Origin of the sequence: Nonomuraea sp. NEAU-A123 (assembly GCF_018603905.1) — a bacterium.
GTDB lineage: Bacteria > Actinomycetota > Actinomycetes > Streptosporangiales > Streptosporangiaceae > Nonomuraea.
The window spans coordinates 221108-244983 of record NZ_JAHFZZ010000005.1; the positions used below are offsets into that span (position 1 = coordinate 221108).

Sequence of the window (23876 nt, forward strand, 5' to 3'; positions counted from 1 at the left end):
CCGAACCCGTTCGGCAATGCCGAACACACCGAAGTGAGGAAGCCGTGCCCCGACCGCAGTACGTAGCCGCCATCGACCAGGGCACCACGTCCAGCAGGTGCATGGTGTTCGACCAGGACGGCCGGATCGTCTCGGTGGCGCAGCGGGAGCACCGGCAGATCTTCCCCAGGCCCGGCTGGGTCGAGCACGACGCCGCCGAGATCTGGGAGGCCGTCCAGGGCGTGGTGGCCGACGCCGTCACCGGCAGCGGGATCGACTTCGCCCAGCTCGTCGCCCTCGGCATCACCAACCAGCGCGAGACCACCGTCCTGTGGGACCGCCATACCGGGCGGCCCGTGGCCAACGCGATCGTCTGGCAGGACACCCGTACCGACGCCCTGGTCCGGTCCCTGTCGGAGCACGAGGAGCTCTTCCGCGAGCGGGCCGGGCTGCCGCTGGCCACCTACTTCGCCGGGCCGAAGATCCGCTGGCTGCTCGACGAGACCCCCGGGCTGCGGGAGCGGGCCGAGCGCGGCGACGTGCTGTTCGGCACCGTCGACAGCTGGCTGATCTGGCGGCTCACCGGCCGCCACGTCACCGACGTCACCAACGCCAGCCGCACCATGCTGATGAACCTGCGCACGCTGAGCTGGGACGACGAGCTGCTCGCCGCGCTCGGTGTGCCCCGCGCGATGCTGCCGGAGATCCGCCCCTCCGCCGAGGTCTACGGCACGGCCGACGGCGGCGTGCCGGTGGCGGCGGCGCTGGGCGACCAGCAGGCGGCCCTGTTCGGCCAGACGTGCTTCGGGCCGGGCGAGACCAAGAGCACCTACGGCTCCGGCAGCTTCCTGCTGATGAACACCGGCACCGAGCCGGTCGCCTCCAAGCACGGGCTGCTCACCACCGTCGGCTACCAGATCGGCGAGGCCCCCGCCACGTACGCGCTGGAGGGCTCGATCGCCGTCACCGGCTCGCTCGTGCAGTGGCTGCGCGACAACCTCGGCCTGATCTCCAGCGCCGCCGAGATAGAGACCCTCGCGGGCACCGTCGAGGACAACGGCGGCTGCTACTTCGTCCCCGCCTTCTCCGGCCTGTTCGCCCCGCACTGGCGCTCCGACGCGCGCGGCGTGATCGCCGGGCTGACCGGGTTCGTCACCAAGGGGCACATCGCGCGGGCCGTGCTGGAGGCGACCGCCTGGCAGACGCGCGAGGTGGTCGACGCGATGAACGCCGACGCCGGGCTCGCGCTCACCTCGCTGCGCGCCGACGGCGGCATGACCGCCAACAACCTGCTCATGCAGATCCTGGCCGACGTGCTCGCCGTGCCGGTGGTGCGGCCGATGGTGTCGGAGACCACCTGCCTGGGCGCCGCCTACGCGGCCGGGCTGGCCACCGGCTACTGGCCCGACACCGACAGCCTGCGCGCCAACTGGCACAAGGCGGCCGAGTGGCGGCCGAAGATCGGCCAGGACGTACGCGACAGCGAATACCGCAACTGGCGCAAGGCCATCGAACGCAGCCTCGACTGGAGCACCCCATGACCACGATCGCCTCCCGCGCCGAGACCCGCGAGGAGCTGTCCAGGGGCACCTACGACCTGCTGGTCATCGGCGGCGGCATCCTCGGCACCTCGGTCACCTGGATGGCCGCCCAGGCGGGCCTGCGCGTGGCCATGGTCGACGGCGGCGACTTCGCCGGCGCCACCTCCAGCGCCTCCTCCAAGCTCGTCCACGGCGGCCTGCGCTACCTGCAGACGGGCAACGTCAAGCTGGTCGCCGAGAACCACCGCGAACGCCGGGCGCTGGCCGGCGACATAGCTCCCCACCTGGTCAAGCCGCTCACCTTCGTGGTGCCGGTCTACCGGGGCGGCCCGCACGGCGCCGCCAAGCTGGGCGCGGGCGTGTTCCTCTACTCGGCGCTGTCGGTGTTCGGCGATGGGCTCGGCCGGGTCATCACCGCCAACCAGGCGCTGGCCAGGGTGCCCGCGCTCCGGCCTGAGGGGCTGCGCGCCGCCGCCGTCTACGGCGACCACCAGATGAACGACAGCCGGGTCGCGGTGATGACCGTGCGCGCCGCCGTCGACGCGGGCGCGGTCGTGCTCAACCACGCCGAGGTCGTCGGCCTGCGCGAAAGCGGTGGCACGGTCTCAGGGGCGGAGCTGTGCGACCGGCTCGACGGCACCGAGTTCGGCGTCGACGCCCGCCTGGTGCTGAACGCCACCGGCCCGTGGGTCGACCACCTGCGCCGCATGGAGGACCCCGGCGCCGCGCCGAGCATCCGCCTGTCGAAGGGCGCCCACCTGGTCATGCGCCGCCACGAGCCGTGGAAGGCGGCCCTGACCACCCCGATCGACAAATACCGCGTGTCCTTCGCCATCCCGTGGGAGGACCACCTGCTGCTCGGCACCACCGACGAGGCCTACGAGGGCGACCCCGCCGGCGTGCGCGCCACCGACGCCGACGTGGCCCAGATCCTCGACGAGGCCGGGCACGCCGTACGCGACTCGCAACTGCGGCGCGAGGACATCACCTACTCCTTCGCCGGGCTGCGCGTCCTGCCGGGCGGCCCCGGCGCGGTGTCGTCGGCCAAGCGGGAGACGGTGGTCAGCCGGGGCAAGGGCGGCATGCTGTCGGTGGCCGGCGGCAAGTGGACCACCTACCGGCACATCGGCAAGGTCGTCCTCGACACGCTGGCCCACCTGCCGGGCCACCCGCTCGGCGACGACCTCGCGGCCATCCTGCCCGCCATGCCGCTGCCCGGCCTGGCCAGCCCCGACGCGGTCGCGATGCGCCTGTGGACCGACCGTGACCCCGGCGCCCGGATGGACCCGCTGGTGGCGCGCCACCTCGCCTCGCACTACGGCTCGATCGCCTTCGACCTGTCCAGGCTCATCCGCGACACGCCCGCGCTCGGCGAGCGCATCCACCCGGACGGGCCGGACATCTGGGCGCAGGCGGTCTACGCGCGCGACCACGAGTGGGCGGCGACGGTCGACGACGTCGTACGCCGCCGCACCACCCTCACGGTCCGCGGCCTCGACACCCCCGAGATTCGCACCCGCGTTGAGACGCTCCTCACCGGCGGCCCGGTCCCGGCGTCGTGACCGCCGTCGTGGCCGCTGCCATGAGCGCTGCCGTGACCGCTTCCAGGGCCCGTCAGGCCCGTTCGTAGCGGGCGCGCAGGCGGGTCTTGGCCAGGTCCGTCGCGCCCAGGTGCTCCAGGCCGTTGAGAGCGGCGCCGACGATGGGTGGGACGTCGGCGACGAGGATCTTGGCCCGGGGCGCCCTGGCGGCGAACGAGGCGTCCAGGAGGGCCGTCAGGAGCGGGTCGCGGGCCTGCAGGATGCCGCCGCCCAGCACCACCTCCGTGGGCGTCTCCAGCAGGTCCAGGCGGCGCAGGCAGACCTCCGCCAGCACGGTGATCTCCTCCGCCTGGCGTTCCACCAGCGATCTGGCGATCGGGTCGCCCGCCGCGGCCGTGGCGAAGACGCCCGGGGTGAGCTCGTGCAGGCGGGACTCCTCCAGGCGGCCGAAGTGGATCTCCAGGATCAGCTCCTCGACCGTGCGCACGGCGAAGTGCCGCGTGCACAGCTCCGTCAGCGCGGTCGCGGGCCCGCGACCGTCCTCGGCGCGGGCGGCGTGCCACAGCGCCTCCTCCGCGATGCCCTGGCCGCCGCCCCAGTCGCCGCTGAGGTGGCCGAGCGCGGGGAAACGGGTCACCTCGCCGGTGGGGGAGACGCCGACCGCGTTGATGCCCGCCCCGCACACCACGGCCACGCCCCAGGGGCCCGACGCGCCCGCCCGGAGCACGGCGAAGGTGTCGTTGCGGACAGAGATGTCCGGGCCGAAGCCCCGGCGGGCGAACTCGAGCGCCAGGGCCTCCTCCTCGACCGGCAGATCGGCCCCCGCCAGATAGGCCGCCACATGATCGAACCGGCCCGGGGCGATGGAGCGGTCCCGGCCGGGGGCGCCGTCCGACGGCATCCGCGCGAGCGCCTGTCGTACCGCCTCCTCCACCACGTCCAGCGCCGCCGCCACGCCATCGCTCTGCGGCGCGAACGCGCCCGCTCGGCCGGTGGCCAGCACCTCGCCGTCCTCCGTGACCAGCGCCACGTCGGTCTTGCTGTTGCCGCCGTCGACCGCGAGGACGAGCCTGCGGTGCTCCACTACCTCACCGTCCACGGCAGGTACGCGCGGTTGGCTTCCAGCAGCAGGCCGGTCAGCTCCTCCGCGGTGGCGTCCTGGCCGATCAGGGGATGGGCCAGCAGGGCGTCGCGGACCCGGTCCGCACCGCCGTACCGGGCCGCCTCGAGGGCGAGCGTCTCGTAGGCGGACACGTGCGCGATCAGCCCCGCGTACAGAGGCTCGACCGGCGGCACCGGCAGCGGCGCGGCCCCCAAGGCGGAGACGGCCGCGGGCACCTCGATCACCGTGTCGTCCGACAGGAAGGGCAGCGTGCCGTGGTTGCGGACGTTCACCACGTGGGTGCCGGGGCGGTCGCCGAGCAGTGAGGCGAGCAGCGCGACCGCCGCCTCGGAGTAGTACGCGCCGCCCCGCTCGCCCAGCAGCGCCGGCTTCTCGACGACCGACGGGTCGGCGTACATCTCCAGCAGCCGGGTCTCCATCGCCGCCACCTCGGCCGCGCGGGACGGCTTGGCCCGCTGCTCCTCCACCACCGCGTCATGATCGTAGAAATAGCGCAAATAGTACGACGGCACCACACCGAGCCGGCGGAGCAGCGCGGGACGCAGCGCCAGGTCGTCGGCCAGCGACTCCGCGTGCGCGGCGAGCAGCGCGGGCAGCACGTCCTCGCCGTCCAGGTACACGGCCCGTTCCCAGGTCAGGTGGTTGAGCCCGACGTGGCCGAGCGAGATCCGCGACGGCGGCACGCCCAGCGCGGCGGCGAAGCGGCGCTGGAAGCCGATCGCCACGTTGCACAGCCCGATCGCCCGGTGCCCGGCGTCGAGGAGCGCGCGGGTGACGATGCCGACAGGGTTGGTGAAGTCGACGATCCACGCCTCGGGCGCGTGCGTACGGACCGTCTCGGCGATGTCCAGCACGATCGGCACCGTGCGCAGCGCCTTGGCCAGCCCGCCCGCGCCGGTCGTCTCCTGCCCCACGCAGCCGCACCGCAGCGGCAGCGTCTCGTCCACGTCGCGCGCCGCCTGCCCGCCCACCCGGAGCTGGAACAGGACGGCCCGCGCCCCCGAGACCCCCTCCTCGACCGAGGAGGTGGCCAGCACCCGGGCCGGATGCCCGGCATGCGCGAGCATGCGGCGCGCCATCTCGGCAACAACCTCAAGTCGCGTTAAATCGGGGTCTATCAGTGCGATTTCCGAGACCGGCAGCTCGTCGCGGAGCCGCGCGAACCCGTCGATCAGCTCGGGCGTGTACGTCGAGCCGCCCCCCACCACGGCCAGTTTCAACCCTTCACTCCTGTCAATGTCACGCCCTCGATGAAGACCTTCTGGGCGAAGAAGAACACGATGATCACCGGCGCCATGACGAGCAGCGTGGCCGCCATGGTCAGGTTCCACTGCACGCTGTGCAGCGCCTTGAACGAGGCCAGCCCCACCGACAGGGTCCAGCTGTCGACATTGGTGGCGGCGTACAGCAGCGGCCCGTAGTAGTCGTTCCAGCAGTAGAAGAACTGGAACAGCGCCACCGCCGCGATGCCCGGCTTGGCCATCGGCAGGACCACCCGGATGAGCGTCCTGAAGTCGGTGCAGCCGTCCACCCGCGCCGCGTCGGTGTAGTCGCGCGGGATGGAGAGCAGGAACTGCCGCAGCAGGAAGATCGAGAACGCGTCGCCGAGCAGCATCGGCAGGATCAGCGGCAGCAGCGTCCCGGTCAGGTTCAGCCGCGCCCAGATCAGGTAGATCGGCACCGCGACCACCTGGGGCGGCAGCATCATCATCGTGATGACCAGCAGGAACGCCAGTCTGCGCCCGCGAAAGCGGAACCGGGCGAGGGCGTAGGCCACCGGGATCGACGACACCAGCGTGAACAGCGTGCCGAGCCCCGCGTAGATCATCGTGTTGCGCAGCCACAGCAGGATCGGCGACTTGGCGAACACCTCGCCGAAGTTGCCCCAGTTCCAGGTGTGCGGCCACAGCTCGTCGGTCAGCGTCTGGGTGTCGGACATGACCGCCGTCAGCAGGACGAAGACCAGCGGTCCGATGAACGCGATCCCCAGCGCGACGGCCGTCGCGTGCGTCGCGATCCAGTACAACACCTTCCTGCCACGGCCACGCCGGACCCGGACGCGCCGCCCCGCCGCCTGGGAGGGCGGCGCCACCAGCGTGGCGGTCATGAGGCCACCTCCTCGAACCCGCGGAACTGCCGCAGCAGGATCAGCGTGAACACCATCGACGCCCCGAACAGCACCAGCGCCAGCACGCAGGCGTAACCCATCGTGTAGTCACGGAAGCCCGTCTGGAACAGCCACTGCGGCAGCGTCAGCGTCGACATCTCCGGATACCCGGGCACGAACGAGGTGCCCGGCGCGTCGGTGACGCCCGCCGCGACCCGCGAGGCGATCATCGCCTGGGTGAAGTACTGCAGCGTGTAGATGACCCCGGTCACGGCCGAGAACATCAGCACGGGACGGATCGTCGGCAGCGTGATGCTGCGGAACTGCCGCCAGGCCCCGGCCCCGTCGATGGCCGCCGCCTCGTACAGATGCCGGGGCACGTCCAGCAGCGCCGCCAGGAAGATCACCATGATGTTGCCGACGCCCCACATGGCCAGCAGCGTCAGCCCCGGCTTCGACCAGTCCTTGTCGCCGAACCAGTCGGGCCCGGAGATGCCGACCAGCGCGAGGATCCGGTTGAACGGCCCGGTGGCCGGGTTCAGCAGGAAGACGAAGGCCACCGTCCCCGCCGTCACCGGCACCAGCGACGGCAGGTAGAACAGCGTGCGGAAGAACCCCACCCCGGACTTCAGCTTGGTGATCAGCTGCGCCACGCCCAGGGCGAACAGCACCTGGGCGGGCACCATGACGGCCACCAGCCACGCCGTGTTGCGGATCGAGAGCCAGGCCCGCTCGTCCTGCAGGAAGTAGCGGTAGTTGGCCAGGCCGTTGAACTTCAACGAGAACAGGTCGTAGTTGAAGAAGGAGAAGTAGACGGTCGCCAGCAGCGGGTAGGCGAAGAACACCCCGAAGCCCACCAGCCACGGCGACAGCCACAGCAGGGCCCGGAACCCCTCCCGGCGCCTGAGAGGTACGGACGCCACGTCAGCCGCCCGACAGCTTGAACTTGTCGTCGATGGTCTTGTCCACGCCCTTCAGCCCCGCGTCCAGGTCCTTGACCGAGCCCTTCTCCCACGAGGTGATGAACCCTTGCAGCGCCTCCTGGTTGAACACGCTGTCGACGTGCGCCGGGATCGTGCTCGTCTTCGGGTTGGCGAAGATGTCGAGGAAGGTCTGGAAGTGCTCGTCCTTCTTCAGCGCGGGCGATTCCAGCGCGGCCTTGGTGGTCGGCACGTTGCGGATCGCGTTGGCCAGCGTGACCAGCGCGTCGGTGTCGGTGGTCAGGTACTTCACCAGCGCCCAGGCGGCCTCGGGGTTCTTGGCGCCCTTCGGCACGCCGATCACGGTGCCCGCGGTGAAGCCGCTGCCGTACAGGTCGGGCTTGCTGTCATCGACCGGCATGGGGGCGGTGCCGTAGTCGAGCTTCGGCGCCTCGTTGGCGATCATGGCCACCCGCCACTCGCCGTCGATGCCCATGGCGACCTTGCCCTGGTAGAAGGGGTGCTTGCCGGAGAACTCATCGCCCAGGCCCTTGCGGAACTTGTCCAGGTTCGCGTAGCCGTACCAGTCGATGAGCTCCTTCTGCCAGTTCAGCAGGGTCTTCCAGGCGGGGTCGGAGCCGATCGCCGAGGTGCCGTCGGGGTTGGTCCACTTGGCGCCGACCATCGCGCTCCAGTGACCCGCGGTGTTCTCGTAGTACTGGCCGCTCGGCACGAATCCGGCGACCTTGATGGTGCCGTCCGGGTTCCTGACCGTGAGCTCCTTGGCCAGCTTGGTCAGCTCCGACAGGGTCTTGGGCGGCTGGTGGCCCTTCATCAGGGCCTTGTTGTAGTAGAGGCCGTACGCGTCGGTCAGCAGCGGCATCACGCACCGCTTGCCCTCGTACTGGGTGTAGTCGTTGACGACCGGCGGCAGGCCCGACAGGTCGACGCCGTCCTGCTTGATCACCGGGTTGAGGTCCTGGAACACCCCGCTCTTGCACCAGGTCGCCACCGAGTCGGTGGTGAAGGAGGAGGCCACGTCCGGCGGGCGGCCACCGCGTACGGCCTGCGTGATCTGCTCGTCCTGCACGCCCTTGACCAGCTTGACCTTGATCTGCGGGTACTTCTTGTTGAACCCGGCGATGGCGTCGGTGAACGCCTTCACCTCCGAGTCCGCCGAGAACCCGTGCCACAGCTCGATGGAGGCGGCGGGCAGCGCCGTGGGCGCGGTGTTACTGGGTTTGGACTGGGACCCGAGAGCGGGACCGCCCTCTTTACCCGCGGTACACGCGGCCAGGCTCAGGACGGCGAGCCCCGCGGCCGCCAGGGGAACGAAGCGCACAGGGGTGCCTCCTCATGGGTGTCTCACGATGTCGGGACCGTTGACCCGAAAACCTCGTCGCGGACGAGGTCCAGGGCCAGGTCGAGCGCGCCGGCGAGGACGGGGTTGCCTTCGACGGACGACAGGCGCAGCCGGGGCCGCGGAATGGTCAGCGCGTGCAGCTCGTGCTCGACCAGCTCGCGCAGGGGTTCGCCGCCCGACAGCACCACGCCGCCGGTCAGCACGATGAGCCCGGGATCGATGACGGCGGTGATGGCGGCCAGGCCCACCGCCAGCCGCGCGGCGATGTCGCGCAGCCCGGCCCGCGCGTCGTCGGCCTTCTGGCCCGCCTGGTGGTCGTCCGCCGCGCGCACCGCGTTCGCGATGGCCTGGCGGAAGTCGGTGCCGCGCACGCCGTACGAGCGCAGCAGCTTCAGCACGGCGGGGCCGCCGGTGAGCGCCTGGTAGCCGTGGTTGGCGTACCGTCCCGCCTCGCGGGCCGTCGGCGCGCCCGGGGTCGGCATGTAGCCGACCTCGCCCGCGCCGCCGGTGGCGCCCCTGTGCATCCGCCCGCCCAGCACGATGGCCGAGCCGATGCCCTCGTCCGCCCACAGCAGCACGAAGTCGGAGTCGCCGCGGGCGGCGCCGTGCGCCATTTCGGCCAGTGCCACCAGGTTGACGTTGTTCTCCACCGACACCGGCACGCCGAGTCCCTCGGCGAGCGTCGGCACCAGGTCGCCGATTTGCCAGCCCGGCATGTCCTTGGCGGTGGCGTAGCCGAGCCGGCCGGTGGACGGGTCGATGGCCGCCTGCACGCCGATCACCACCCGGCGCAGCGGGCCCGGGGAGCCCGCCCCGTCGAGCGCCGCGCGCAGCCGGGCGACCAGCTCGCCGCCCGGCCGGCGCGGCGTGGGCAGCGTGTACGAGCCCACGGTCGTGCCGGCGATGTCGGCGATCCTGGCCTCGATCCGGGCGGGCGTGACGTCCAGCGCGCCCACGTAGGCCGCGGCCGGATTGATCCGGTAGACCTCCGCGGTACGGCCGGGCAGCCCTTCCCTGATGCCGTCGAGCACCACCAGCCCGGCCTCCTGGAGGCGGGACAGCAGTTGCGAGGCCGTCGGCTTCGACAGGCCGGTCAGGGTGCCGATCTCGGGGCGGGTCAGCGGGCCGCGCTCGAGGAGGGCCTGCAAGGCCGCGCGATCATTGATCGCCCGTAGCAGACTGGGAGTCCCCGGCACCGGACCGCTCACGTTCACCCCTTGGCTCGAAGTTAGGAAACTTTCCTAACTTGATGCGAACCTAAGAGTCTGGACGGTTTCGGTCAAGGGGTGAAACCAAGCCGTGACCGGATGCGGGGAAGGACATCGGGCGAGAAGATGGGAGTGCCTCAACAGGCATGCTAATGTCGTCGTTTGTCGTAACAACAAGCAGAATGGCCCGGAGTGTCCCATTAAGAACAATAATGGTCAGGCGGCAACTCGTCAAACGGAGCTCGCAAGGGAGCAGGAGTACGTCGCCCGCCTCTATGCCCGCCTCGACGCGTTGCGTGTACGCACCCAGAGCCAGTTGAAGGAGGTGCTCGGCGCCGGCGCCGTCGGCACGTTGCAGAACAGGTCGGAGCGCGACACGTTCGCCGGAATGTACGCCTCCCGGCTGGCCCGGCTCTGGGCGGTGGAGCGCGGGCTGGTCTTCGGCCGTCTCGACCACGTCGACGAAGGCAGGCTCTACATCGGCAAGCTCGGCCTCACCGACGATGAGCAGGATCGCCTGCTCATCGACTGGCGCGCGCCCGTGGCCCAGCCGTTCTATCGCGCCACCCCGGCCGCGCCGATGGGCCTCACCCGGCGGCGGCACCTGCAGACGAAGGGGCGCGTGGTCATCGGCGTCGACGACGACCTGCTCGACTTCGACACGCTGACCGACGAGGACCGCGCCACGCTCAACGGCGAGGCCGCGCTGCTGGCCGCCCTCGACGAGCGGCGCACCGGCCGGATGCGGGACATCGTCGCCACCATCCAGGCCGAGCAGGACCGCGTCATCCGCGCCGACCTCAACGGCGTGCTGGTCGTCCAGGGCGGCCCCGGCACCGGCAAGACCGTCGTGGCCCTGCACCGCGCCGCGTACCTCCTCTACACCCACAGGGAGCGCCTGGAGCGCCGCGGCGTGCTGATCCTCGGCCCCAACCTCACCTTCCTGCGCTACATCGAGCAGGTGCTGCCCTCGCTCGGCGAGACCGACGTGCTGCTGTCGACGGTCGGCGAGCTCTACCCCGGTCTGACGGCCACCGCCAGGGAGCGGCCCGACGTGGCCGCGATCAAGGGCGACATCCGCATGGCCGAGGTGATCGAGCGGGCCGTACGCGACAGGCAACGGGTGCCCCGCAAGCCCATCGAGCTGAACCTGGGCCGCTACGCGCTCACCATCGACCGCAACATGCTCGAAGCGGCCAAGAACAAGGCCACCCGCTCGCGCCGCCCGCACAACCAGGCCCGCGCGGTGTTCGTCAGGACCATACTCAACGCCCTGGCCAGGCAGGCGGCCAGGAAGCTCGGCAAGGGCCTCATCGACGACGACGAGCTGGCCGACCTGCGTGAGGAGCTGCGCACCGAGCAGCCGGTCAAGACCGCGCTCAACAGGCTCTGGCCGTACCTGACCCCGCAGCGCCTGCTCCTGGGCCTGTACGCCTCGCCGGAGCGGCTCGACCACGCCGCCTCGACCCTGACGCCGGAGGAGCGCGCGCTGCTGCGCCGTGACGGAGGGGAGTGGACCGAGTCCGACGTGCCGCTGCTCGACGAGGCGGCCGAGGTGCTCGGCGAGATCGACGAGCAGGTGCTGCGCGCCAGCGCCCTGCAGGCCGAGGAGGAACTGGCCGCGGCCAGGCAGGCGGCCGAGCACGAGCGCGAGGCGGAGCTCGCCTACGCCCGCGAGGTGCTCGAGCTGACGGGCCTGTCCGACGTCATGGAGGCCGAGCGCCTGGCCGAACGCCAGCGCGGGGAGGGCCCCTACCTCACCACGGCCGAGCGGGCCGCCGCCGACCGCGCCTGGGCCTACGGCCACGTGATCGTGGACGAGGCGCAGGAGCTGTCGTCCATGGCCTGGCGGGTGATCATGCGGCGGGTGCCGACCCGGTCGATGACGATCGTCGGCGACATCGCGCAGACCGGCTCGACGGCCGGGGCCCGATCGTGGAACGAGGTGCTCGACCCCTACGTGGCGGGGCGCTGGCGCCAGGAGCGGCTCACCGTCAACTACCGCACGCCGGTGGAGCTCATGGAGGTCGCCGCCCGCGTGCTGGCCACCATCGACCCGGCGCTCGAGGCGCCCACCTCGGTCCGCGACACCGGCGCCGAGCCCTGGTCGGCGCCGCTGTCCGCGCTGCCCGAGCTGGTCAAGTCCGAGGTCGGGGAGGGCGGCAAGGTGGCCGTGGTCGTCCCCGACGCGCTGCTCGGCGAGCTCGGCAAGGCGATCTCCGACACGGTGGAGGGGGCCGCCGTGGTCTCCTCCGGCGCCACCCGGGGGACCGCGGCGCTGGACGCCCCCGTGGCCGTGCTCGGCGTGGCCGATGCCAAGGGGCTGGAGTTCGATTCGGTCATCGTGGCCGAGCCGGACCTGATAGCCTCGCAGTCGCCGCGCGGCCTGAGCGACCTTTATGTCGCTCTCACCCGGGCCACTCAGCGGCTCGGCGTCGTCCACGAACGGCCGCTGTCGGCCCTCCTGTCGGAGGCGCTGAGCGGCTTGCCAAGCCGTGCGTCCGGGCCGACAAATGGGCATTAGATCGCTTTAATGCGACAACGCAAGCATGTCCTACCTGCGGAAACTTGATGTTTCTGCTGATCGGGACACGGTTGACATCTGAGGTGGAGTCGGTAGTTTGCTGCGCAGTCCAGCACGGGACTTGGCCGGTTGGCCGTCTCTGACATCGTCGGATCCTGCGTCCGTGACGGAGCGTGACTTCGTCCACACAGCCAGGTGCAGGGCCGTCGGTCCGTCGAGTCGGGGCACCCCAGCCGGGCGGGGGGTTGGACCCGGGACGGGCCCGGGAGCCCAGTAGACAACGGAATTCCGCGCTCGCCGCCGACGAGACGGGTCCGGTCCGAAGGGTTTCCGGGCCCTCTTCCCTCTCGTGCGCAGGATCGCCATCAGCGCCGGGTGGTCCCGTCAGGTCACGGGATCACCCTGCCGCTCCCCGCCCGGCTCCGCTCACCCCTACTTCTGGGTTGTCCTGAGTTTGGTTACCCCTACTTCTGAGGCAACAAGGGGCCGCGACGGCCGAATCGCCGCCCGGGGGCGGTAGCGTTTTCGCAAGCAGGCGTGCGAACGGCGAGGAGAACCCCGCGTGGTGCAGGACAAGACGGGCCCACCGCCCACTGGCGGCGGGACCCCGCACACCCCTGACCCGCCCACGCCCGAATCCGGCGAGTCCGCTCCCGTCTCCGATGCGCCCGCGCCCGCGGTGCGGGGCGTGCGGGAGTCCGGGCGGGTGCTCATGGCTCGGGTGGCCGCCGCCGTGGCCGGTGGGGGGCTGCTGTTCCTCGCCTTCCCGCCCATCGACTGGTGGCTCGCCGCGCCGCTCGGCGTCGGGCTGATCGTCGCCGCCCTCTACGGCACTCGCCCCCGGCGCGCCGCCTGGCTCGGCTATCTGGCCGCCGCCGTGTTCCTGTTCCCCACGCTGGCCTGGGTACGGACGATCGGCGACGACGTCTGGGTGATGCTGGTGGGGGTCGAGAGCCTGTTCTACGCCGTGATGGCCGCCCTGGCCGCGCTGGTGTTCCGGCTGCCGCTGTGGCCGTTGTGGTTCGGCGGGCTCTGGGTGGCCATGGAGTGGGCGCGCGGGCTGTTCCCCGTCGGGGGCTTCCCCTGGGCGCGGCTGGCGTTCAGCCAGGGTGAGTCGCTGTTCACCGAGTACGCCGCGCTGGGCGGGGCGCCGCTCGTGTCGTTCGCCGTGGCCCTGTGCGGGGCCCTGCTCGCGTACGCGCTGCTCCGGCGGCCGCCGGACGCCCGGCGAGTCGTCGGGCGGGTCGTCCCGGTGGCGATCGCGCTGGCCGTGCCCCTGCTGACGCTGGCCGTGCCGCGGCCGGGAGACGAGGGGCGTTCGGTCAACATCGGCATCGTGCAGGGCAACGTGCCGGGCCGGGGCATGTACATCCTGGGCGACGAACCCGCCGTTGTCCTGAAAAATCATGCCAACGAAACGAAAAAGCTGGCGCAGGCCGTACGGGATGGGAAACTCCCTAAGCCTGACCTGGTGATCCTGCCGGAGAACTCCACCGACATCGACCCCTACCGGGACGCGGGCGCCCGCCAGATCATCGACGACTCCGTCAAGGACGTCGGGGTGCCCACACTGGTCGGCGCGGTCGTGGCCATCGGTGACGAGAACCGGGCGACGCGCAGCCTGGTCTGGGACCCGGTCACCGGGCCCGGCGCCTACTATGACAAGCAGCATCTGGTGCCGTTCGGCGAGTACACACCGTTCAAGGAGATCGTGCTGGCCCTGTGGGAGCGGGCCGGCCTGGTGGGCAGGCAGTCGATCGCGGGCACCAAGCCGGGCGATCTGAAGATGGGCCCGGTGACGATCGGCGCGGTCAACTGCTACGAGGTCGCCTACGACGGCACCGTGCGCGGGACCGTCCAGACCGGGGCCACGCCGCTGGTGGTGCAGACCAACAACGCCACCTACGCCGAGTCCAACCTGCCGCCGCAGCAGCTCGCCATGTCGAAGCTGCGGGCCGTCGAGCACAACAGGGCGGTCGTGACGGCGGCCACCACCGGCATCTCGGCGTACGTCACACCCGAAGGTAAGGTCTCCTGGCGGACCCGCGAGCTCGTCGCGGACATGAACGTGGTGAAGGTGCCCGTGCGCACCCAGGCGACGGTCGCGACGCAGGTCGGCGCGTTGCCGGAGTGGGCGCTGGCGTTGATGGGAGTGGCGGCCGCCGGGGTCGCCGCGTGGCGGGTCAGGCGCAAGGCGACCGCGTGAGGGATGACTGATCATGGAGATTCTTGGCCGGATACTCATCGTCATACCGACGTACAACGAGCGCGACAACGTAGTGATGATCACCGAGCGGGTGCGGGCCGCGATGCCGGACGCGCACGTGCTGGTGGTCGACGACAACAGTCCCGACGGCACCGGTGAGATCGCCGACGAGCTGGCCGCCACGGACGATCACATCCACGTGCTGCACCGGGTCGGCAAGGAAGGGCTGGGCGCCGCCTACATCGCCGCGTTCCGCTGGGGCCTCGACGAGGGCTACAACGTGCTGGTGGAGATGGACGCCGACGGCTCGCACCAGCCCGAGGAGCTGCACAAGCTGCTGGAGGCGGTCGCCGACGGCGCCGACCTGTCGATCGGGTCGCGCTGGGTGCCCGGCGGCAAGGTGGTCAACTGGCCCGCCTCGCGCGAGCTCCTGTCCAGGGGCGCCAACATCTACACGCGGCTCATGCTCGGCATGTCCGTGCGCGACGCGACCGCCGGGTTCCGCGTCTACCGCGCCGCGACGCTGGAGAAGATCGGGCTGGCCGACGTCGAGTCGCAGGGTTACTGCTTCCAGGTCGACCTCACCCTGCGGACGACCAAGCACGGTCTGCGGGTGGTCGAGGTGCCGATCACGTTCGTGGAGCGGACCGTCGGCACGAGCAAGATGAGCAGCCGGGTCATGGCCGAGTCGTTCTGGCGCATCGCCGTCTGGGGCCTGACCGGCCTGCCCGCCCGGCTGCGCGGCAAGCGCCCCTGAGAACCTGTGATCGCCCTCAGGCGGCGCCGGAACGGTTCGGGCAGGCTTGGCGTTGTCCTTGTGTAGGCGGTCATATACGCGTCCTACAGACGTCACGTGCGCGGAATGGGGAAGACTATGCGGCTCCTGCTTTTCCTGGCCTTCCTGATCGTCCCGGTGCTGGAGATCTGGCTGCTGATCCAGGTGGGCTCGGCGATCGGCGGCTGGACGACCGTGGCCCTGCTCATCGCCGACAGCCTGCTGGGCGCGTGGCTGGTACGCCGCGAGGGGCGCAGGGCCTGGCGGGCGCTGCAGGACGCGCTGCAGTCCGGCCGGATGCCCGACAGGGAGCTCGCCGACGGCGGCCTGATCCTGGTGGGCGGCGCGCTGCTGCTGACGCCGGGGTTCCTGAGCGACGTCCTCGGGTTCCTGTGCGTGCTGCCGTTCACTCGGCCGGCGATGCGGCGCCTGGTGTCGTGGTTCTTCGACCGCCGGGTCAAGAGGATGGCGGCGGCCTCGCCGTACGCGAACCTCTTCCCGCCGCCGTCCGGCGGCCGTGTTGACGGGCACCTCGACGGGCACATCGACGGGCACATCGACGGGCACATCGGCGGGCGCGGCGGTGTGGTGCACGGCGAGGTGATCAGGGAGGACCGCGAGCCTTCCTGACCGAGCCTTCACGACGGCGCGCGCGGCGCGTCAGGGCATGGCGAAGCCCCCGGGCGAGATGCCCAGGGGCTTTCACCGTGAGAAGGTGTCAGGCGCTCTTTCGACGCTGGGCCCGAAGTACGGCCAGCCTCTCGTTGAGCACCTCTTCCAGGTCCTCGATGGACCGTCGCTCCAGGAGCATGTCCCAGTGCGTCCGCGGGGGCTTCGTCTTCTTCGACTCCGGCTGCTCGCCGTCGACCCGAACCGCGGTCGCGCCGCACATGCGGCACTCCCAGGTCGCGGGAATCTCGGCCTCGGCGGCAAGCGGAACATCGAAGCGATGGCCCTTGGGACAGGTGTAGGACACCTCCTGGCGCGGGGCCAGATCCGTGTTACGGTCGTTCTCGTAGCTGGTTGCCCCGAGCCGGGTGCCACGAAGCGCGCGCTCGCCCATGTTTAAATGCCTCCTACAGGGCCCCCATCGTGAGGGGTCTGTCTCCCACGGTGTCTAACGCTTGGTACCGTGATGGGATTCCCCCATGTGGGGTGATCCAATCGCTATCGCCCCGAGGAGTTGCCCGCAGCCGGGCTTCCGTCGGCGTTCCGGAGCTCCGGGCCACGTGAAGGCAAGGGTCATTCCCAGAACGATCCGCGAATCGGCCCGACCACAAGACGGCCGCTGCGCGCCCCCTGGAGCGCATGATCTCCGACGGTCACCACATGGGGCACCAGACCCAGCCTGGTCGTACACGTCGACCGACACCGGGCCCCCACGACCTCGCGGACCGGTTCGGTGGGCGCCGGACGCCCAGCGCCCACCGGGGGAGAGCGAGTTAGCGCACGCCGTACAGGTGCTCGATGGCAAGCTGGTCGAGGTGCTCGAACGCGGCGCCGCGGGCGGCGAGCGTGTCGATGTCGGGGGTGAACGAGCGCACGTCGCGCCAGCTCTCGCCGGCGGCGAGCGTCGGCACGGACAGCTCGTCGAGCCGCGCGGCCCGCAGCGCCTCCTGGACCTCGGGGTCGGCGCGGAAGGCGCGTACCTTCTCCCGCAGGATCAGGTAGTTGCGCATGCACGCGGCCGCCGACACCCACACGCCCTCGTCGTCCTCGGTCCGCGGCGGCTTGAAGTCGAAGTGGATCGGGCCGGAGAAGCCGTTGGACTCCAGGACGTCGACGGTCCAGAAGGCGCCCCGGGCGTTGCCGGCGCCGAAGCGGAAGTCCTGGTCGTAACGCGGGCCGTTCTGCCCGTTCAGGTCGATGTGGAACAGCTTCCCGTGCCACAGCGCCTGCGCGATGCCGTGCGCGTAGTTGAGCCCGGCCATCTCCTCGTGGCCCACCTCGGGGTTGAGCCCGACCAGCTCCGCGTGCTCCAGCTCGTTGATGAACGCCAGCGCGTGGCCGATGGTGGGCAGCAGGATGTCGCCCCTCGGCTCGTTGGGCTTGGGCTCGATCGCGAACTTGAGGTCGTAGCCGTGGTCCAGCACGTACGCGCCGAGCACGTCGAAGGCTTCCTTGTAGCGGTCGAGCGCGGCCTTGACGTCCTTGGCCGCGCCGGACTCCGCGCCCTCCCTGCCGCCCCAGCACACGTACACCTGCGCGCCCAGTTCGGCGGCCAGGTCGATGTTGTCCATCACCTTGCGCAGCGCGAACCGGCGCACGTCGCGGTCGTTGGAGGTGAAGGCGCCGTCCTTGAAGATCGGGTGGGAGAACAGGTTGGTGGTCGCCGTGGTGACCACCAGGCCGGTCTCCTCCAGCGCTTTGCGGAAGGCGCCGACCCGCTCGTCCCGGTCGTGGCCGTCGAAGTCGAAGACGTCGTTGTCGTGGAAGTTCACCCCGTACGCGCCGAGTTCGGCGAGCTTGTGCACGGCCCGCTCGGCGGGCATGGGCGCCCGGGTGGCCGGCCCGAACACGTCGACGCCCTGCCATCCGACGGTCCACAGGCCGAAGGAGAAACGGTCCTCGCGGGTGGGCGTGTACAGGTCTTCGCTCATGGCTGTTCCTCTCGGTGGTGCTGCCAGCCGGCCGTACGATCGCGCAGCTCGGCGTACTGGTCACGGACGTGGGGAGTGGGCGGCCCGTCGTACTCCTGGACCGGCTGGGCCGACCAGACGGGCGGTGCGGGCGTGCCGGCCAGCGCCCAGGCGGCCTGGCGGGCCGCGCCGAGCGCCACGTACTCGGCGGGCGCGGGGACGGCGACCGGCATGCCGAAGATCTGGGGGGCGATGCGGCGCACCGCCTCGGACTTGGCGCCGCCGCCGATGAGCAGCACGCGGCGCGGCCGCACCCCCTGCCCGGCCAGGTGGTCGATGGCGTCGGCCAGGGAGGACAGCAGGGCCTCGACCGCCGCGCGCGCGAGGTTCTCGCGTGTGGCGTTGCGCGTGGTGAGGCCGCTGAGCGTGCCCGAGGCGTCCGGCCGGTTCGGGGTGCGCTCGCCGTCCAGATACGGCAGCAGCGTGAGCCCGCCGGCGCCCGATGGGGCGGCCAGCGCGAGCTCCGACAGCTCCGCCAGCGAGCAGCCGATCATCGACGCCGCCGAGGACAGGATCCTGGCGGCGTTGAGCGTGGCCAGCAGCGGCATGAACCGGCCGGTCGCGTCCGCGAACCCGGCGACCATGCCCGACGGGTCGGCGGCGGGCACCTCGCTCACCGCGAACACCGTGCCCGAGGTCCCGATGGACACCGCGACGTCGCCGGGGAGCAGCCCGAGCCCGAGCGCCGCGCCCATGTTGTCGCCGGTGCCCGGCCCGATCGCGGCGCCGCCCGGCAGCTCTCCGACGATCTCGTTCGGCGCGGCCACGCGCGGCAGCTCGATCGCGTGCCCGATCGCGGCCGACACGAACTCGGGCAGGTACGACCCCGTCGCCGGGGACCAGTATCCGGTGCCCGAGGCGTCTCCCCGGTCGGTCGTCCGCTCGCGGCGCTCGCCCAGCCGCCAGGTCAGCCAGTCGTGGGGGAGCAGCACGGCCTCGGTGCGGGCGGCGAGCTCCGGCTCGTGCTCGGCCATCCAGCGGAGCTTGGTGACCGTGAACGAGGCCACGGGCACGCTGCCGGTCAGCTCGGCCCACCGGGCGGGACCGCCCAGCTCGCCGGTCAGCCGCGTGGCCTGCGGCGCCGACCGCGTGTCGTTCCACAGCAGGGCGGGCCGTACGACCTCGCCGTCACCGTCGAGCGCGACCATGCCGTGCTGCTGGGCCGCCACCGCGACCGCGGCGGCCCGCTCCAGCAGGTGCCGCCCCTTGTCGAGCGCGCTCTCCCAATGGCTGGGATGGCACTCCGTGCCGTCGGGATGCGGGGCCGCGAACTCGTCGACCACCGTGCCGTCACCGGCCCGGCACAGCACGATCTTGGTCGACTGAGTCGAGGAGTCGACCCCGGCCACCAGTGCCTCTGTCACCCGGACTCCATATTAGTAAACTGTATGGATTAAATAGCGTAACAGACCAGCGAATCGCCAGGAAGACCCATTAGTCTTAGATCGTGACAAAATCCAGGGAAGGGCCGCTCAGGCACGCCACCATGCGCGAGCGCAACCTCGCCGTCGTGCTGGAGCAGGTCGTGCGCTGCCAGCCGGTCACCCGCGCCCGGCTCGCCGAGCACACCGGGTTCACCAAGACCACCGTCTCCAACCTGCTCGCGGTGCTCGAAGGCGCCGGGCTGGTCCAGGACGGCGCGCTGGTGCAGGGCGGCGAGCGCGGCCGGCCCGGGATCGCCGTCTCGGTCAACGGCGACGGCGCCGCCGCGCTCGGGCTGGAGATCAACGTCGACTACCTCGCCGCGTGCGTGCTGGACCTGGGCCGGCGTACGCGCTACCACCAGCTCGTGACCTTCGACAACCGGGGCCGGCCGCCCGAGTCGGTGATCGCCTCGCTGGGGCGGCTGGCCGCCGAGGCCGTCGCCGCGGCCGCCGGGCAGGGTCTGAACGTGGCGGGGGCGATGGTCGCCGTCCCCGGCCTGCTCGACCGGGAGAACGGCCTGGTCCGCCGCGCCCCGAACCTCGGCTGGACCGACGTACCGGTCAGCACCCTGCTCCGCGACGCCCTGCCCGACCTCCCGATCCCCGCGGCCCACGACAACGAGGCCAACCTGGCCGCGCTGGCCGAGCTGTGGTTCGGCGACGGCGCGCGGCACGGCGGCTTCATCCACGTCTCGGGGGAGATCGGGATCGGGGCCGGCATCGTCATGGACGGTCAGGTGCTGCGGGGCACGCACGGGTTCGCCGGCGAGCTCGGCCATCTCATCGTGGAGCCGGGTGGCGCGCCGTGCACCTGCGGCGGGCGCGGCTGCCTGGAGCAGAGCGCCGGTCAGGACGCCATCTTGCGCGCCGCCGGGCTGCCCGCCGTCACGGCGACCACGGCCGCCAAACCGGACGGCCCGATCAAGGCGCTCATCGCTCTGCTGGAACGCTCGGACCCGCGGGCGCTGGCCGCGCTCGACGGGGCGGGCCGGGCGCTCGGCGCCACCCTGGCCTCGGCCGTCAACCTGGTCGATCCCGGCGCGATCGTGCTCGGCGGCATCTTCTCGCCGCTCGCGCCCTGGATCCGCCCGGCCGTCGAGGCCGCCCTGGCGGAGGGGGGCGGCTCGCTGCGTACCGAAGTGCCGCCGGTGGTCGCGTCGGAGCTGGCGGGGAACGCCGCGGTGCTCGGCGCGGCCGGGGTGGTGATCGAACGCGTCATCGGCCACCCGGCCCTGCTGCTGCCCTCGTAGCGCGCGGGTGGATCCCGCTGATCGCGCGGCTCACCGCGTGGATGGATCCCGCTGATCGCGGCTCACTGACCGGCGGTCGCGGGCCGCCTGCCCGGCGTCATGGACCCGGCCCGGCCCCGCGCGCGCCACAGCTCGGCGGCCAGCCAGAGGCCGCCGACCGCGATCAGCGCTCCGTGCGCGATCCGCAGCGAGTACGGCCCGAAGAACTGCGGGATGAACAGCGCGAACCCCACCCCGAACGGCACCGCGCTCCACCGGGCCAGCACCCCGGACCGCCACACGGCGACCGTCGCCATGACCGCCCCCACGCCCAGCAGCGCGAGCCCGGCGGCGAACATGGTCACCGCGACCGGCCCGTAGCGGAACTCCTGGGCCAGCTCCATCAGCGCCGGCGCGTTGTCGCGCAGCGACCGATGGGCGATGACGTTCAGCCCGAAGTCCTCGGCCCCGTAGTAGGGCAGGGTGAGGCCCGCGCCGATCCACGTCACCACCGCCGCCCGCAGCGACAGCCGGTCGCCCAGCACCTGATGCAGCCCCAGGACGGCCAGCCCGGCGAGGATGAAGCCGATCATGGCCGCCAGATGGCCGGCCACCCACGCGCCCGACGCCATGGCGGCCGCGTCGTCGCCGGACGGCCGCACGGCCGGATAGATGAGGAACAGAACGCCACTGGCGGCGAAGGCCGCAGAGGTCAGCCGGGTGTTCATGGCCACTCCAAGAGGAAAGGGGGCATTGCTCTGTTCTGTGAGCAATGCTCTCTCTTTGGAGCGATGATGTCAAGAGCGGTGCTCTCGTTTGGTGAGCAGGGGAACCAGGGTGCGGTCGCCGAGGCGGGTCATCGCGACCAGCGGCTTGGTCGCCGCGGCGACCAGCAGCGGCAGGCCCGGCTTGCCCGTCGCTCTGGCCAGGGCGGGACCGAGGGCGGCCATCATGGCGGTCAGGCCCGGCAACGGCCGGATCCACATGGTGATCTCCTTGATCAGGCCCCGCTCGTCGAGGTGCAGCAGTACCGACTCCTCGATCTCCTGGCGGCCGAGGCGGGCGGTGGCGGCGAGCATGCGCGTCCGCTCGTCGCCCACGTCCGTGTGGTAGCGCAGGTCGCTCAGGGCGCCCATGGCCGCGGTGAACAGGTCGCGCACCTGCCCGTGCCCGTGGAAGCCCGCCGTGGCGCTGAGGGGGGAGTGGAAGACCACGTCCGGCGCCAGGGTGGACATGATCGCGTCGACGTTCTTCGCCTCGCCGGCTTCGCGGTAGGCGCGGGCTGGTGAGTCCTGAATGTGAACTGACATGAGTTCACTTTATCAACCCACTATGCTGGGGTCGTGAACAGGTTCGGGGACATGCACTGCTCCATCGCCCAGGCCGTCGGTGTGGTCGCCGAGCCGTGGACGCCGCTGATCTTGCGGGATCTGTTCCTGGGGGTGCGCAGGTTCGACGACCTCGCGGAGGATCTGGGCATCTCGCGCAACCTGCTGACCCGGCGGCTGGAGCACCTGGTGGCGGCGGGAGTGGTGGAGCGGCGGCCCTACCAGGAGCGGCCGGTGCGCTTCGAGTACGTGCTGACCGAGGCGGGTCGTGACATCGTGCCGGCGCTGTTCACGCTGATGGCCTGGGGGGATCGCTGGGCGACCCCGCCCGGCGGGCCGCCCGCGCTGCTGGTGCACTCCTGCGGCGAGCAGTTCACGCCGGTGGTGACGTGCCCGCACTGCGGCGGCGAGGCCGACGCGGACAGCGTGCTGGCCGTGCGCGGCCCCGGCGCCGCCCAGGGCCCGGGCACGATGGTCCTCGCTGCCGAGGCTGCCGAGGCCGCCGAGGCGTGACGATCCTGCGGGGTCAGATCCGCGCCGGCACCTCGTTGCCCGCGTCGCGGATGGCCTTGGGCAGGTTGACCATGGCCAGCAGGACGAACCCCACGATGAAGAAGACGACCATCGAGATGATGGCCATCCGGTAGCTGTTGGTGAGCTGGATCGCGATCGTCACCGTCAGCGCGCCGATGAACGCCGACCCCTTGTCGCTGATCTGCAGCAGGCTGAAGTATTCGGCCTCCCGCCCCTTCGGGATCACCAGCGAGAACAGCGAGCGCGACAGCGCCTGGGTGCCGCCCAGCACGATCGAGATGGCGAAGGCCAGCAGGTAGAACTGCAGGGCGGCCTTCTCCTGGAGGAAGTACGCGATGATCACGATCACCGTCCACACGACCAGGCTGCCCAGCACCGTGTTCTTGGTGCCGAACCGGCGGGCCAGCCAGCCCATCAGCAGCGCCCCGAAGAACGCCACGAACTGCACCATGAGGATGGCGCTGATCTGCGTCTCCTTGCTCAGCTTGAGCGCCTCGGAGGCGAAGGCCGAGCTGTTGCCGATGACGGTCTGCACGCCGTCGTTGTAGACGAGGTAGGCCACCAGGAACAACAGCGTCAGCGGATAGCGCCGCAGCTCGCTGAGAGTCCGGCCGAGTTGCTTGAAGCTGCCGCCGACCGAGCGCAGCGCCGTGCTCTCGTGGGCCGGGACCGGACGGTTGCGCAGCCTCAGGAGCGGGACGATCGTGAAGATGGCCCACCACAGGCCGGCCGAGGTCATGCTGATCCGCACCGACATGCCCTCGGTCAGCCCGAGGCTCTCGTGCTGGAGATAGAGCACCAGGTTGAGCGCCAGCAGCAGGCCGCCGCCCAGGTAGCCGATCGCCCAGCCGCGGGAGGAGACGCGGTCGCGCTCCTCGGCGGTGGAGATCTGCGGCAGGAACGAGTCGTAGACCACGACGGACGAGCCGTAGGCCAGGTTGGCCAGGATGAACAGCACCCCGCCCAGCAGGTAGCGGTCGCCCTCGAGGAAGTACAGGCCCGCGGTGGCCAGCGCGCCCAGGTAGGCGAAGGTGGCGAGCATCTCCTTCTTGCGGCCGGTGTGGTCGGCCAGCGCGCCCACGATCGGCAGGAAGACGATCTGCAGCAGCACCGACACGGTCAGCATCAGCCCGAAGAACGCGGCCGGCCTGATGTCGGCGCCGAGCACGTCGACGTAGCCGAGCCCGGGATGGGCCTCGGCCAGCTTGTCGAAGTCGGCCGAGCAGGTGGCGGCCGCGACCGAGGGGAAGTCCTTGGCGCAGGCCGCGGTCTTGGCGACCGAGATGAGGTACGGGCTGAGGAAGACCGAGATGATCGTGGTGTAGAAGGCGGAGTTGGCCCAGTCGTAGATGTACCAGCCGCGCTGTTCGCGCCTGCGCGCTGCGGGGGAGTCGGCGGTGTCGTCGGGAGCCGCGGGGGGTGCGGGTACGGGCAT

The 23876-nt window shown here is 71.3% G+C and carries 20 protein-coding genes; 8 read left to right on the forward strand and 12 right to left on the reverse strand.

Annotated elements, in window-relative coordinates:
- Nucleotides 1-44: 44 nt before the first annotated feature.
- Both glpK and KLK06_RS16730 read left to right on the forward strand, forming a co-directional pair.
- On the forward strand, nucleotides 45-1520 hold the full coding sequence (gene glpK, locus KLK06_RS16725) for a glycerol kinase GlpK (RefSeq protein ID WP_214636389.1): 1476 nt from the start codon (nucleotides 45-47) through the stop codon (nucleotides 1518-1520).
- Nucleotides 1517-3082: a glycerol-3-phosphate dehydrogenase/oxidase gene (locus KLK06_RS16730; RefSeq protein ID WP_214636390.1), complete on the forward strand. Its 1566-nt coding sequence runs from the start codon at nucleotides 1517-1519 to the stop codon at nucleotides 3080-3082. Before glpK ends, KLK06_RS16730 begins: the two co-directional genes overlap by 4 nt.
- A gap of 52 nt (nucleotides 3083-3134) precedes the next feature.
- Here KLK06_RS16730 and KLK06_RS16735 read toward each other — a convergent pair whose 3' ends face one another.
- From KLK06_RS16735 to KLK06_RS16760, 6 genes are read right to left on the reverse strand one after another with little or no spacing between them, the layout of a single operon-like run.
- Nucleotides 3135-4160: a BadF/BadG/BcrA/BcrD ATPase family protein gene (locus KLK06_RS16735; protein WP_214636391.1), complete on the reverse strand. Its 1026-nt coding sequence runs from the start codon at nucleotides 4158-4160 to the stop codon at nucleotides 3135-3137.
- Complete coding sequence (locus KLK06_RS16740) at nucleotides 4145-5404, reverse strand: 6-phospho-beta-glucosidase (RefSeq protein ID WP_214636392.1); 1260 nt, start codon at nucleotides 5402-5404, stop codon at nucleotides 4145-4147. Before KLK06_RS16740 ends, KLK06_RS16735 begins: the two co-directional genes overlap by 16 nt.
- Nucleotides 5401-6291, reverse strand: coding sequence for a carbohydrate ABC transporter permease (locus tag KLK06_RS16745; RefSeq protein WP_214636393.1), 891 nt, complete (start codon nucleotides 6289-6291; stop codon nucleotides 5401-5403). The genes KLK06_RS16740 and KLK06_RS16745 overlap by 4 nt, the downstream gene beginning before the upstream one ends.
- Entirely contained in the window at nucleotides 6288-7214 is a 927-nt protein-coding gene (locus KLK06_RS16750; protein WP_214636394.1) for a carbohydrate ABC transporter permease, read from the reverse strand. Before KLK06_RS16750 ends, KLK06_RS16745 begins: the two co-directional genes overlap by 4 nt.
- Before the next feature lies 1 nt (nucleotide 7215).
- The gene (locus tag KLK06_RS16755; protein WP_214636395.1) at nucleotides 7216-8553 is read right to left on the reverse strand and encodes an ABC transporter substrate-binding protein; all 1338 of its coding nucleotides are present in this window, start codon (nucleotides 8551-8553) and stop codon (nucleotides 7216-7218) included.
- Between the two features lie 23 nt (nucleotides 8554-8576).
- Nucleotides 8577-9782, reverse strand: a complete 1206-nt coding sequence (locus KLK06_RS16760) for an ROK family transcriptional regulator (RefSeq protein WP_214636396.1) — start codon at nucleotides 9780-9782, stop codon at nucleotides 8577-8579.
- 292 nt (nucleotides 9783-10074) lie between these two features.
- Here KLK06_RS16760 and KLK06_RS16765 point away from each other — a divergent pair, with 292 nt between their 5' ends.
- The 4 genes from KLK06_RS16765 (at nucleotide 10075) to KLK06_RS16780 (ending at nucleotide 15917) form a co-directional block, all read left to right on the forward strand.
- On the forward strand, nucleotides 10075-12306 hold the full coding sequence (locus tag KLK06_RS16765; RefSeq protein WP_250905540.1) for an ATP-binding domain-containing protein: 2232 nt from the start codon (nucleotides 10075-10077) through the stop codon (nucleotides 12304-12306).
- Nucleotides 12307-12868: 562 nt separating this feature from the next.
- On the forward strand, nucleotides 12869-14512 hold the full coding sequence (gene lnt, locus KLK06_RS16770) for an apolipoprotein N-acyltransferase (RefSeq protein ID WP_308168290.1): 1644 nt from the start codon (nucleotides 12869-12871) through the stop codon (nucleotides 14510-14512).
- Between the two features lie 13 nt (nucleotides 14513-14525).
- Complete coding sequence (locus KLK06_RS16775; RefSeq protein ID WP_214636397.1) at nucleotides 14526-15269, forward strand: polyprenol monophosphomannose synthase; 744 nt, start codon at nucleotides 14526-14528, stop codon at nucleotides 15267-15269.
- A gap of 117 nt (nucleotides 15270-15386) precedes the next feature.
- On the forward strand, nucleotides 15387-15917 hold the full coding sequence (locus KLK06_RS16780) for an FxsA family protein (RefSeq protein ID WP_214636398.1): 531 nt from the start codon (nucleotides 15387-15389) through the stop codon (nucleotides 15915-15917).
- An 88-nt stretch (nucleotides 15918-16005) separates the two neighbouring features.
- Here the strand turns inward: KLK06_RS16780 and KLK06_RS16785 are convergent, their stop codons facing one another.
- The 3 genes from KLK06_RS16785 to xylB form a co-directional block, all read right to left on the reverse strand.
- Nucleotides 16006-16350 carry an RNA polymerase-binding protein RbpA gene (locus KLK06_RS16785; protein WP_214636399.1) on the reverse strand — a complete coding sequence of 115 codons (345 nt, stop codon included), beginning with the start codon at nucleotides 16348-16350 and terminating at the stop codon, nucleotides 16006-16008.
- A 379-nt stretch (nucleotides 16351-16729) separates the two neighbouring features.
- Nucleotides 16730-17887: a xylose isomerase gene (gene xylA, locus KLK06_RS16790; protein ID WP_214636400.1), complete on the reverse strand. Its 1158-nt coding sequence runs from the start codon at nucleotides 17885-17887 to the stop codon at nucleotides 16730-16732.
- A complete protein-coding gene (gene xylB / locus KLK06_RS16795; protein WP_308168291.1) occupies nucleotides 17884-19290 on the reverse strand; it encodes a xylulokinase in 1407 nt (468 codons plus the stop codon). The genes xylA and xylB overlap by 4 nt, the downstream gene beginning before the upstream one ends.
- An 83-nt stretch (nucleotides 19291-19373) precedes the next feature.
- Here xylB and KLK06_RS16800 point away from each other — a divergent pair, with 83 nt between their 5' ends.
- Nucleotides 19374-20600, forward strand: coding sequence for an ROK family transcriptional regulator (locus tag KLK06_RS16800; RefSeq protein WP_308168292.1), 1227 nt, complete (start codon nucleotides 19374-19376; stop codon nucleotides 20598-20600).
- A 62-nt stretch (nucleotides 20601-20662) separates the two neighbouring features.
- Here KLK06_RS16800 and KLK06_RS16805 read toward each other — a convergent pair whose 3' ends face one another.
- Both KLK06_RS16805 and KLK06_RS16810 read right to left on the reverse strand, forming a co-directional pair.
- Nucleotides 20663-21307, reverse strand: a complete 645-nt coding sequence (locus tag KLK06_RS16805) for a hypothetical protein (RefSeq protein WP_214636401.1) — start codon at nucleotides 21305-21307, stop codon at nucleotides 20663-20665.
- 69 nt (nucleotides 21308-21376) lie between these two features.
- Nucleotides 21377-21889 (reverse strand): nuclear transport factor 2 family protein, encoded by a 513-nt coding sequence (locus KLK06_RS16810; protein WP_214636402.1) that lies wholly within the window; start codon nucleotides 21887-21889, stop codon nucleotides 21377-21379.
- A gap of 33 nt (nucleotides 21890-21922) precedes the next feature.
- Between KLK06_RS16810 and KLK06_RS16815 the strand changes: the two genes are divergently transcribed.
- Entirely contained in the window at nucleotides 21923-22420 is a 498-nt protein-coding gene (locus tag KLK06_RS16815; protein ID WP_308168293.1) for a helix-turn-helix domain-containing protein, read from the forward strand.
- A 13-nt stretch (nucleotides 22421-22433) separates the two neighbouring features.
- Here the strand turns inward: KLK06_RS16815 and KLK06_RS16820 are convergent, their stop codons facing one another.
- The gene (locus KLK06_RS16820) at nucleotides 22434-23876 is read right to left on the reverse strand and encodes an MFS transporter (protein ID WP_214636403.1); all 1443 of its coding nucleotides are present in this window, start codon (nucleotides 23874-23876) and stop codon (nucleotides 22434-22436) included.